This is a genomic window from Streptomyces tateyamensis, assembly GCF_003205575.1.
GTDB lineage: Bacteria > Actinomycetota > Actinomycetes > Streptomycetales > Streptomycetaceae > Kitasatospora > Kitasatospora tateyamensis.
In genome coordinates, this window is sequence record NZ_PYBW01000115.1 from 1 (window position 1) to 10,680 (window position 10,680).

Annotated in this window: 8 protein-coding genes; 4 read left to right on the plus strand and 4 right to left on the minus strand. The window is 72.7% G+C overall.

Features of this window, described 5'->3' with window-relative positions:
* Nucleotides 1-82 precede the first annotated feature (82 nt).
* Nucleotides 83-1,246 carry an IS701 family transposase gene (locus tag C7C46_RS27140; protein WP_110672572.1) on the plus strand — a complete coding sequence of 388 codons (1,164 nt, stop codon included), beginning with the start codon at nucleotides 83-85 and terminating at the stop codon, nucleotides 1,244-1,246.
* A 215-nt stretch (nucleotides 1,247-1,461) separates the two neighbouring features.
* On the opposite strand, the gene C7C46_RS27145 is transcribed toward C7C46_RS27140, so the two are convergent.
* From C7C46_RS27145 to C7C46_RS27155, 3 genes are all read right to left on the minus strand, one after another.
* Nucleotides 1,462-2,313 (minus strand): fumarylacetoacetate hydrolase family protein, encoded by an 852-nt coding sequence (locus C7C46_RS27145; RefSeq protein ID WP_110672573.1) that lies wholly within the window; start codon nucleotides 2,311-2,313, stop codon nucleotides 1,462-1,464.
* A 126-nt stretch (nucleotides 2,314-2,439) separates the two neighbouring features.
* Nucleotides 2,440-3,588 (minus strand): serine/threonine-protein kinase, encoded by a 1,149-nt coding sequence (locus C7C46_RS27150; RefSeq protein WP_110672574.1) that lies wholly within the window; start codon nucleotides 3,586-3,588, stop codon nucleotides 2,440-2,442.
* A 22-nt stretch (nucleotides 3,589-3,610) separates the two neighbouring features.
* A complete protein-coding gene (locus tag C7C46_RS27155) occupies nucleotides 3,611-4,942 on the minus strand; it encodes a serine/threonine-protein kinase (RefSeq protein WP_181442548.1) in 1,332 nt (443 codons plus the stop codon).
* A gap of 133 nt (nucleotides 4,943-5,075) precedes the next feature.
* Here C7C46_RS27155 and C7C46_RS27160 point away from each other — a divergent pair, with 133 nt between their 5' ends.
* The gene (locus tag C7C46_RS27160; RefSeq protein WP_110672576.1) at nucleotides 5,076-7,355 is read left to right on the plus strand and encodes an FdhF/YdeP family oxidoreductase; all 2,280 of its coding nucleotides are present in this window, start codon (nucleotides 5,076-5,078) and stop codon (nucleotides 7,353-7,355) included.
* Between the two features lie 7 nt (nucleotides 7,356-7,362).
* On the opposite strand, the gene C7C46_RS27165 is transcribed toward C7C46_RS27160, so the two are convergent.
* Nucleotides 7,363-8,868: a C40 family peptidase gene (locus C7C46_RS27165; RefSeq protein ID WP_110672577.1), complete on the minus strand. Its 1,506-nt coding sequence runs from the start codon at nucleotides 8,866-8,868 to the stop codon at nucleotides 7,363-7,365.
* 346 nt (nucleotides 8,869-9,214) lie between these two features.
* Here C7C46_RS27165 and C7C46_RS27170 point away from each other — a divergent pair, with 346 nt between their 5' ends.
* Both C7C46_RS27170 and C7C46_RS27175 read left to right on the plus strand, forming a co-directional pair.
* On the plus strand, nucleotides 9,215-10,411 hold the full coding sequence (locus C7C46_RS27170; protein ID WP_110672578.1) for an inorganic phosphate transporter: 1,197 nt from the start codon (nucleotides 9,215-9,217) through the stop codon (nucleotides 10,409-10,411).
* A gap of 10 nt (nucleotides 10,412-10,421) precedes the next feature.
* Nucleotides 10,422-10,646, plus strand: coding sequence for a hypothetical protein (locus C7C46_RS27175; protein WP_110672579.1), 225 nt, complete (start codon nucleotides 10,422-10,424; stop codon nucleotides 10,644-10,646).
* The last annotated feature ends 34 nt before the right edge of the window (nucleotides 10,647-10,680 follow it).

Below are 10,680 nucleotides of genomic sequence, written 5' to 3' on the forward strand. Positions count from 1 at the left end.
CTAGTACTACAGGGATAGATCTTGGGTTGCTTATCCGGCAGGATGGTCTGTCGTGAGTGCACGAGGTCTGGTTGAGGATGAGTTGGCGGCGGAGGACCTGGAGGTCCTGGACGCGGAGTTCGAGGCAGTGTGTGCCCGGATCGGGCCGTTGTTCTACCGGCCCGAGTCGCGGGCACACGCGCGCGAGTACCTGCGCGGGCTGCTGGCTCCGCTGGAGAAGAAGAACGGCTGGACCATCGCCGAACACGTCGGGGCGCCCGAGCCCAAGCGGATGCAGCGGTTTTTGAACCTGACCCCGTGGGACGCGGACGGGATGCGGGACGTGCTGGTCGGCTACGCGATGGAGCACTTCGCCGACGAGCGGGCGGTGCTGATCGCCGATCCGACCGGGTTCGCGAAGAAGGGCCGCAAGTCCGCCGGGGTGCAGCGGCAGTACTCAGGCACCCTCGGGCGGATCGATAACTGCCAGATCGGCACCTTCCTCGCCTATGCGACCCCGGGCGGCCATCGAGTGCTGCTGGACCGGGAGTTGTACCTGCCCGAGCACACCTGGGCCGCCGACCGCGAGCGGTGCCGCGAGGCCGGCGTGCCCGACGCCGTCCCCTTCCGTACCCGCCCGCAGCAGGTGCGGCTCATGGTCGAGCGGGCTCTGGCGGCCAAGGTGCCCTTCGCCTGGTTCGCGGCCGACGAGGAGTTCGGCCAGAACCCGCAGCTGCGCGCCTTCCTGGAGGAGCACACCGTCTCCTACGTGATGGCAGTACCGAAGAACACCGAGGTCACCACGGCCTCGGGGGACGCGGGAAAGATCGAGGACCTGACCGCCGCCCTGCCCGAGCGGGCCTTCACCCGCAGGGCCTGCGGGATCGGCGCGAAGGGCTTCCGCAGCTACGACTGGGCGGTTGTCGAGGCCGGCGACCCCGACCACCGCTACATCGTCCGACGCCCGCTGGACAGCGGGGAGTTGGCCTACTTCCACTGCTTCACCCCGCGCCGCGACCCGCTGTCCGAGGTGATCCGCGCGATCGGGTCGCGCTGGCCGGTGGAGGAGTGCTTCGAGGCAGCCAAGCAGGAGGCCGGACTGGACCAGTACCAGGTGCGCAAGTACGACGCCTGGCACCGGCACATCACGATGTCGATGCTCGCCCTGTGCCTGCTCGCGGTGATGCGCCAAGCGCTTCAAAAGGGGGACCTCGGCCTGTGGACAACTTTCCGGAACCGGACTGACGGACCGTCGGGAACCGGCTGAGCCTGCCCCGACCGGACAGCCCCGACTCCGCCCGGGCATACGGGTCTCCCTCGCGGAGGCCCGCCGCCTGTTCAACCTCATCGGCCGCCCCATCCGCGAGATCCAGAACGCCTTGCGCTGGTCGACATTCCGCCGCCGTCACCAAGTTGAGGCCAGAAGGCACCACTTCCGCAGGCGCATGCGCCGCCAGATGATGCAGATCTAGCCCTGTAGTACTAGGCCTTGCCGAGCACCTGGCGCTGCCGGCCCAGGCCGGTGACCGCCAGCTCCATCACGTCGCCCGGCTGCAGGAACGGGGTGCCCGGGCGGCCGATGGTGACGCCGGCCGGGGTGCCGGTGGTCACCACGTCACCGGGTTCGAGCACCATGAACTGGCTGATGTAGCGGAGCACCGCGAGCACCGGGAAGATCATCTCCGCGGTGGACCCGTCCTGGCGCAGCTCGCCGTTGACCCAGAGCTTGAGCTCCAGCGCCTGCGGGTCGCCGACCTCGTCCGGGGTCACCAGGTAGGGGCCCAGCGGGTTGAAGGTCTCGCAGCACTTGCCCTTGTCCCACTGGCCGCCGCGCTCGAACTGGAAGGCCCGCTCGGTGACGTCGTTGGAGATGGTGTAGCCGGCGATGCAGGCCGCCGCCTCGGCCTCGCTCTGCAGGTACCGGGCGGTGCGGCCGATCACCACGGCCAGCTCGACCTCGTAGTCGGTCTTGGTGCTGCCGCGCGGGACCAGCACCTCGTCCTGCGGCCCGACCACGGTGTTGCTCGCCTTGAGGAAGAGCACCGGCTCCACCGGGATCGCGGCGCCGGCCTCGGCCGCGTGGTCGCGGTAGTTGAGGCCCACGCAGACCACCTTGCCGGGCCGGGCCACCGGGGCGCCGACCCGCTCGCCGGCCAGCTCCAGCACCGGCAGCTCGCCCGCGGCCACCGCGGCGGCGAGCTCGACCGGATCCAGCCCGCTGAGGAAGGCGCCGTCGATGTCCCGGGTCCGGCCCGACAGGTCGTACCCGGTGCCGTCCGGACCGAGCACGGCCGGCCGCTCGGCACCCGGGGCACCCACGCGCAGCAGCTTCATCTGCCCATCACCTCAATCGCTCTGCCAGAACAGGAAACCGAGGTATATCAACGCGCGGGAAGGGCCTGCCAGGGGGTCGGGATCGGCGAGTTCCTATCAAATCGTCCAATCGACGGGGGCACCTGATCAGCTGCCCGCACGGTTGACAGCCGCCGGCAGGCGGGTCAGCCGGTGCCGCACCGCGACCGTGTCCGGGTGGTCCTCGCCGAGCGCGGCCGCCGTGGCCGGCAGCAGCTCGGCCAGCAGCTCACGGGCCTGCGCCACCCGGCCCGACCGCTCCAGCGCCACCGCGAGGTCGTGCCGGGTGCGCAGGGTGCGGCCGTCGTCCGGGCCGAAGGCCAGCCGGAACTGCTCGACCAGCGGGCGCAACCGCTCCACCGCTTCCTCCGGCCGGCCCTGCAGCGCGAACTCGAAGGCGGCGTCGGCCCGGTGGCGCAGGTCGTGGACCGCGGCGGCGGCCGCGGCCAGCCGCCGGCGCACCTCGGCGGCGTCGCCCGGGCGCTCGGCGGGGTCCTTGGCCAGCAGGGCGCGCAGCAGCACGGCCAGGTCGTGGGGCAGCGCCGGCGGGTGCGGGACCGGCTCCTCCAGGTGCTGGACCATCAGGTTGTAGGTGCTGTCGGCGGGGAACGGCCGGGCGCCGGTGAAGAGTTCGTACAGCACGCAGCCGACCGCGTACAGGTCGGAGCGGACCGAACCGGGCTCGCCGCGCCACCGCTCGGGGGCCAGGTACGGGGTGGAGCCGATCACCACGCCGTCCGTGGTGAGCCCGTCGAGGTTGTCACCGATCTGAGCGATGCCGAAGTCCAGCACCTTGAGCAGCTGGCGGTCCGGCCGGGCGAACATGATGTTCTCCGGCTTGACGTCCCGGTGGATCACCTTGGCCTCGTGCGCGGCGGCCAGCGCCGCGCAGAGCTGGCCGGCCCAGTCCAGCGCCGGCAGCAGCTCGGGCCGGCCGGCCGCCAGCACCTGGGTCAGGGTCGGCCCGTTGAGCAGCTCCATCACGATGTAGTGGTGCCGCTCACCCCGCACGGCCAGCTCGCCCTTGTCGTACACCGTTACGATGTTGGGGTTCGTCAGCTGGGCCAGCACGTCCACCTCGCGGTAGAGCCGGGCCAGGTCGTTCGCCTCCTCGCCGGTCCCGCGGTTGCGCAGCGCCTTGACAGCGACCTGGCGGCCGAGCCGGCGGTCGAAGGCCTCGAAGACCACGCCGAAGGCGCCGCGGCCCAGTTCACCGATCAGCTGGTAGCGGTCCTCCAGCAGCTCGCCGGCTCTCATCTCTCCCCCAGGACGCGGTGGTTCAGGTGGGCAGGTGGTAGGTGGGGAGGCCGAGCAGGGCGGCCAGCTCGCCCGGACGGGCGATGCTGTTGGGGCGGTTCCGCCGGCGTTCCAGGTCGCTGCGGTAGGACCACAGGTCGCGGGTGGCCTTCGCCACGTCCTCGTCCCCCGGGCCGAGCGCGGCGGTCATCAACGGCACGAGATCGGCCAACAGGCCTGCTGCGCCGGCGACATCGTCAGCCATGCCGCGCCAGATGGCAAGGTCGTAGGCGATCTGCAGGGTCTGCGGCGCCTGCGGGCCCAGGGTGCGGGCGGCCTCGACGGTCAGGCCGGTGAGCATCCGGACGGCCTCCTGCGGGTGGCCGGCCTCGCCGTAGGCCCAGGCCTGGTCCACCTGGCCGCGCAGGACCCCCGCCGCCTCGGGTCCGGCCGGCACCGACGCGGGGGCGGGGCCAGGCGCGGACGGGTAGGTCGCGGCCGGGCCAGGCGCGGACGGGTAGGCCGGGGCAGGCGCGGGCGGGTAGGTGGCGGGCGGGTAGCCCGTGGCAGGGGCAGGCGCGAGCGGGTAGCTCGCAGCCGGGGCCCGGCGGTCGGCCTGGCCGTGGTAGTCGGCGGCGATCGCGCCCAGCCGGGTCCGCACGGTGGCCGCGTCGGCCGGGCGGTCCGCCGGGTCCTTGGCCATCAGCTCGCGCAGCAGCGCATCCAGCGCGGGCGGCAGGCCGGGCCGGTACGGGGCCGCCGAGGGCACCGGGTCGTTCAGATGACGGTGCATCAACTCCTCGGCACTGCCGCCCGAATAGGGCAGCTGACTGGTCACCAGGTGGAACAGCGAGCAGCCCAGCGCGTACAGGTCGGCCCGGCCGTCGGCAGGCACCTGGCGCCACTGCTCGGGGGCCAGGTAGGGCGCGTTGCCGGTCTGCACCGCGGGGGCCAGGTAGGCGGTGCCGAACCCGGTGAGCTTGAGCCCGCCCTGCTCGGTGGCCAGCAGCCGCTCCGGCTTGAGCGCCCAGTGCACCACCCCGACCGCGTGCGCGGCCTGCAGGCCCAGGAAGGCCTGCTGCGCCTGCACCAGCAGTCGGCCGAGGTCGTCCGCCGCCGCCGGTCGGCCGGTCAACAGCTCGGCCACCAGGGCCCGTTCGGTGCGGTGCTGGACGGCGACCAGGTGCGGGTGGGCCAGCCGCCCGACCTTCTCCGCCTCGTTCAGGAACCGCTCGGCGGCCTCGGCCGGGGCCCCCTCCGGCACCTGGTGCACGGCCACCCGGTGTCCCAACTGCCGATCCAGCGCCTCCCAGACGCTTCCGGTCGGACCGTTCTCCAGCTCCCGAAGCAGCTGGTACCCCTCCAGATCTGACATGCCGATCAGCCTATCGGCAGCGGTCCGGCGGCGGACAGCTGCCGAAGTCGGCCGGATCGACTTCCCGGGCGGGTGCGAGGATGGAGACAGGGCTGACGACGGCGCGGCCCGCCGACCAGGAGGAGTGGCAGCCATGCCCAAGCAGGCCCCGGAGCGCGACCCCGCCCAGGACGACCCGGAGGTCGGCGCGCCCAAGCACGCGGCGGCCGGCCTGCCCGCGGTCGGCCACAGCCTGCGGATGGCGAACGAGCAGATGGGCGCCCGCCGCACCGTCGCCACCCTGCTCAAGGTCAACCAGCACGGCGGCTTCGACTGCCCCGGCTGCGCCTGGCCCGAGCCGGACAAGCCGCACACCGCCGAGTTCTGCGAGAACGGCGCCAAGGCGGTGGCCGAGGAGGCCACCGAGCGCCGGATCACCGCCGAGTTCTTCGCCGCCCACCCGGTCGCCGAGCTGGCCGAACGCTCCGGCTACTGGCTGGGCCAGCAGGGCCGGCTCACCCAGCCGGTACTGCTGGAGGAGGGGGCGACCCACTACACGCCGGTCAGCTGGGAGCGGGCCTTCGAGATCGTGGCCGAGGAGCTGCGCGCGCTGGACACCCCCGACGGCGCCGCCTTCTACACCTCCGGCCGGACCAGCAACGAGGCCGCCTTCGCCTACCAGCTGTTCGCCCGCCGGCTCGGCACCAACAACCTGCCGGACTGCTCCAACATGTGCCACGAGTCCTCCGGCTCGGCGCTGGTGGAGACCCTCGGGGTGGGCAAGGGCAGCGTCAGCCTGAAGGACCTGTACCAGGCCGACCTGATCATCGTGGCCGGCCAGAACCCGGGCACCAACCACCCGCGGATGCTCTCCGCGCTGGAGCGGGCCAAGCGGGCCGGGGCGACCATCGTCAGCGTCAACCCGCTGCCCGAGGCCGGCCTGGAGCGGTTCAAGAACCCGCAGCAGGCGCGCGGCCTGGTCGGGCACGGCACCAAGCTGACCGACCTGTTCCTGCAGATCCGGCTCGGCGGCGACCTGGCGCTGTTCCGCGCCCTCAACCAGCTGATCCTGGCGGCGGACGCGGTCGACCACCCGTTCGTCGCCGAACACTGCCACGGCTTCGAGGAGTTCGCCGCCGAGGCGAAGTCCACCGAGCGGTCGGCGGTGCTGGCCGCCACCGGGCTGGAGTGGTCCCAGATCGAGCAGCTGGCCGAGCTGGTAATGCGCTCCGAGAAGGTGATCGTCTGCTGGGCGATGGGCCTGACCCAGCACAAGCACGCAGTGCCGACCATCCGCGAGGTGGTCAACTTCCTGCTGCTGCGCGGCAACGTGGGCCGGACCGGCGCCGGGGTCTGCCCGGTGCGCGGGCACAGCAACGTGCAGGGCGACCGGACCATGGGGATCTTCGAGCGGCCGAGCACCGCCTTCCTGGACGCGCTGGAGCGGGAGTTCGACTTCGCCCCGCCGCGGCACCACGGCTTCGACGCGGTGGAGAGCATCCGGGCCATGCGGGACGGGCGGGTCAAGGTCTTCTTCGCGATGGGCGGCAACTTCGTCGCGGCCACCCCGGACACCGAGGTGACCGAGGCCGCGATGCGGCGGTGCCGGCTGACCGTGCACGTCTCCACCAAGCTCAACCGCTCGCACGTGGTGACCGGCGCGCGGGCGCTGATCCTGCCCACCCTCGGGCGCACCGACCGGGACCGCACCGCCAAGGGCGACCAGTTCGTCACCGTCGAGGACTCGATGGGCATCGTGCACTCCTCGCAGGGCCGGCTGCGACCGCCGGCGCCCGGGCTGCTCTCCGAGACCGCGATCGTCTGCCGGCTGGCCCGGGCCACCCTGGGGGCCGGCGACCAGGTGCCGTGGGAGGAGTTCGCCGCCGACTACGACACGGTGCGCGAGCGGATCGCCCGGGTGGTGCCGGGGTTCACCGACTTCAACGCGCGGGTGCGGGTGCCGGGCGGGTTCGCGCTGCCGCACGGGCCCAGGGACAGCCGCACCTTCCCGACCGCGACCGGGAAGGCCAACTTCACCGTCAACCCGCTGACCGCGCCCGAGGTGCCGGCCGGCCGGCTGCTGCTGCAGACGCTGCGCTCGCACGACCAGTACAACACCACGGTCTACGGCCTGGACGACCGCTACCGCGGGATCACCGGCGGGCGCCGGGTGGTCCTGGTCAACCCCGAGGACCTGGCCGAACTGGGGCTGGCCGAGGGCGCCTTCGTGGACCTGGTCAGCGAGTGGCACGACGGCAGCGAGCGCCGCGCGCCGCACTTCAAGCTGGTCGGCTACCCCGTCGCCCGCGGCGGCGCGGCCGCCTACTACCCCGAGACCAACGTGCTGATCCCGCTGGACTCCACGGCGGACATCAGCAACACGCCGACGTCCAAGGCCGTGGTGATCCGCTTCGAGCCGGACTCGGGGCAGTAACCGACCCTCAGGGGGAGTGCGTCGCCGACGGCGAGGTGCCCGAGGGGGCGGCGCTCGGCGAGCCCGAGGTGGACGCCGAGGGGCTGGACGAGCCCGAGGGGGTGGCGCTCGGGTCCGGGCTGCCCGACGGGGTGGGCGACGCCGAGCCGGAGGCGCTCGCCGAGGGGCTCGCCGAGGTCGGCGAGGCCGAGGGCTGCGGCGTCACCGTCGGCTTCGGCGGGGTGACCGGCAGCACCGGCAGGATCGCGGGCAGCGGCGCCACCGTCGGCAGCCCCTGGACGCTGCCCAGCGAGGGCGCGATCGGGGTCAGCGTCTGCGCGTTCTGCAGCACGTCCGGCACCTTCCAGGCGCCGCCCTTGTCGTCCGACCCGTCCTGCGGGTCCGGCCGCACCGCGCCCAGGATCGCCCCGGCCCCGACCGGGGAGACCCGCACCACCGCGCCGGTGTGCGGTGCCACCACGACCAGGCCGCCGCCGATGTACATCGCCACGTGGGTGGCGCCCTGGTTGTAGATCACCAGGTCACCGGGGCGCAGCTGGTTCAGCGGGATGTGCTGCAGGCCCGCCCACTGGTCCTGGCTGGTGCGCGGGATCTCCTTGCCCGCGTGCAGCCAGGCCTGCGAGGTCAGGCCGGAGCAGTCGTAGGAGTTCGGCCCGACCGCCCCCCACTCGTACGGCTTGCCCAGCTGCCCCAGCGCCCAGGCCACCGCCTGCCGCCCGGCCGCGGAGGGGGTGCGCTCCCCCTGGCCGAGCGCGCCGGAGGCCAGGAAGGCCATCTGTGCGTCGTCCGCCTGCTGCTTCTCCAGCAGCTCCAGGTCCTGCTGCTGAGCCCCCGTCAGCCCGGAGACCAGCTGCTCCACGGTGGCCAGCTGGCGGGCGATCTCGGTCTTGTCCCGGTCCTGCTGGGCCAGCAGTGCGGTGGAGTCGGCCAGCGCGGCGCTGGACTGCGCCTTGAGCTTCTGCAGCTCGGCCTGCTCCGACTTGAGCTGCGCGATGAACGCGGCCTGCGAGCGGCCGGCCGCGGCCAGCAGCTCGGTCAGGTGGACCGCCTGGTACGGGTCCTCGGTGAGCAGCAGCTGGCCGTAGGCGGACAGGTTGCCGTTCTGGTACTGGTCGGCGGCCAGCTCCGCGGCCACGTCCAGCCCGGTGTCCACCAGGGTCTGCTGCTCGGCCAACTGCTTGTCCAGGGCTGCCGCGGCGCCCTGCTGGGCGGCGAGCTTCTGGGCGGTGGCGTTGTACTGCTCGGTGGCCGTCTCGGCGTTCTGGTAGAGCAGGTGGATCTTGTCGAGCATCGGGCCCAGGGTGGCCTTGGCCTCGGCCAGCGGGTCGGCCCCGGAGGACACCCCGGGCACCGCCGGCGCGCTCGCCGGCGCCGAGGACGACGGGTCGGCGAAGGCCGCTCCCGCGCCGACCGGCAGCGCCAGCGCGGCGAACGCCAACACCGCGCCGCAGCGCATGGCAGCCCGCCGCCACGGCTGCCTCGGAATGATCTGGTCGCGCCGTACGGCCCACATGGCCGGCCTCCCCCGCTGTGTCCGCCCACCGGTCGCGGGCCCCCGGCCGATCCTGCCATGCGGACCGCCCGGCGCGGCAGGTGCTCTCCGGGCGAACCGGTGAATTCTCACCAGTTTTCAAGGGTGACGCAGATCTCACCGTTACCCCCGCAAGCTGGACATTCTGCGCCAACCACCGGATTCGTCCAGCTCAGGACACCTCGTCGACCTTCGTACGCAACCCCTCAGACATTCAAGACCCCGTCAATCGATGACCAATTAACCTTCCGTTCACTCGCCATCCTTACGGTCACGCTCGGGACAACGGCATCGCGTCAGTCCGACACCTACGACGATTGTTTGGGGAATGGAACACATCACGTTCCTGGTGGCGGTGGTGATCGTCACGGCGCTCGCCTTCGACTTCACCAACGGCTTCCACGACACCGCCAACGCGATGGCCACCTCCATCGCCACCGGCGCCCTCCGGCCCAAGGTCGCCGTGGCGATCTCCGCGGTCCTCAACTTCGCCGGTGCCTTCCTGTCGGTGAAGGTGGCCGGCACCATCTCGGGCGGCATCGTCAACGAGAAGGCGGGTGTGCACCCCTCGGTGATCTTCGCCGCACTGGCCGGCGCGATCCTGTGGAACCTGCTCACCTGGCTGCGCGGCCTGCCGTCCAGCTCCTCGCACGCGCTCTACGGCGGCCTGATCGGCGCCACCGTGGTCGGCGTCGGCCTGCACGGGGTGAACTTCTCCGTGGTCGCCGGCAAGATCCTGATCCCGGCCGTGGCCTCCCCGATCGTGGCCGGCCTGGCCGCCTGGGGCGCCACCAAGGCCGCGTACCTGATCACCCGTCGGGCCGGCGAGAAGACCACCACCAAGGCCTTCAAGAAGGGCCAGATGGTCTCCGCCTCGCTGGTCTCGCTGGCGCACGGCACCAACGACGCGCAGAAGACCATGGGCATCATCACCCTGACCCTGGTCTCGGCCGGCGCGCTGCCCAAGCACTCGCTGCCCCCCACCTGGGTGGTCGCGAGCGCGGGCCTGGCCATCGCGCTGGGCACCTACATGGGCGGCTGGCGGATCATCCGCAGCATGGGCAAGGGCCTGACCGACGTCCGGCCGCCGCAGGGCTTCGCCGCCGAGACCGCCACCACCGCGGTGATCCTGACCTCCTCGCACATGGGCTACGGCCTGTCGACCACCCAGGTGGTCTCCGGCGGCATCATGGGCGCCGGCCTGGGCGGCCCGGCCCGCCAGGTGCACTGGAGCATGGCCCGCAGGATGGTCTACACCTGGGGCCTGACCCTGCCGGCCGCCGCCGCGGTCTCCGGCGCCGCCGCCTTCGTCGCGGACCGCGGCACCTGGGGCGTGCTGCTGGTCGGCGCCGTCCTGGTGCTCGGCGCGGGCTCGATGTGGCTGCTGTCGCGCCGCCAGCCGGTGACCGCGGGCAACGTCAACGAGGTCACCCCGGTGGAGGTGGTCACGGCCGCCCCGAGCACCCAGGCCGTCGCCGCCCCGACCGTCGGCGCCCCGGCCCCCATCACCACCACCGCTGCCTGAGGAGGCCGTCATGACGATCAAGTGGGCCGCCCTCGCGGACACCGCCGGCATCAGCTTCCTGGTCACCGTGGCCGTGGTCGCCGCCTTCGCCCTGGGCGTGCTGGCCCTGGCCCGGCGTGAGCGCGCCGTCGAGTCCGGCACCGGCCGCGGCACCCTGGCCCTCACCGGGGCCGGCGCCTGCTTCGCCGCCTGTGCCGCCGTCACCGCCTACGGCATCAGCCTGATCGCGGGCTGAGCCGCCCGCACACGCGCACGTCGAAGGGCCGCCC

What these genes read in the sequence shown, in the direction of transcription:
- C7C46_RS27170 (WP_110672578.1), top strand. Translation starts at nt 9,215, where the DNA reads ATGGAACACATCACGTTCCTGGTGGCGGTGGTGATCGTCACGGCGCTC.
- C7C46_RS27145 (WP_110672573.1), bottom strand. Translation starts at nt 2,313, where the DNA reads ATGAAGCTGCTGCGCGTGGGTGCCCCGGGTGCCGAGCGGCCGGCCGTG.
- C7C46_RS27150 (WP_110672574.1), bottom strand. Translation starts at nt 3,588, where the DNA reads ATGAGAGCCGGCGAGCTGCTGGAGGACCGCTACCAGCTGATCGGTGAA.
- C7C46_RS27155 (WP_181442548.1), bottom strand. Translation starts at nt 4,942, where the DNA reads ATGTCAGATCTGGAGGGGTACCAGCTGCTTCGGGAGCTGGAGAACGGT.
- C7C46_RS27175 (WP_110672579.1), top strand. Translation starts at nt 10,422, where the DNA reads ATGACGATCAAGTGGGCCGCCCTCGCGGACACCGCCGGCATCAGCTTC.
- C7C46_RS27160 (WP_110672576.1), top strand. Translation starts at nt 5,076, where the DNA reads ATGCCCAAGCAGGCCCCGGAGCGCGACCCCGCCCAGGACGACCCGGAG.
- C7C46_RS27165 (WP_110672577.1), bottom strand. Translation starts at nt 8,868, where the DNA reads ATGTGGGCCGTACGGCGCGACCAGATCATTCCGAGGCAGCCGTGGCGG.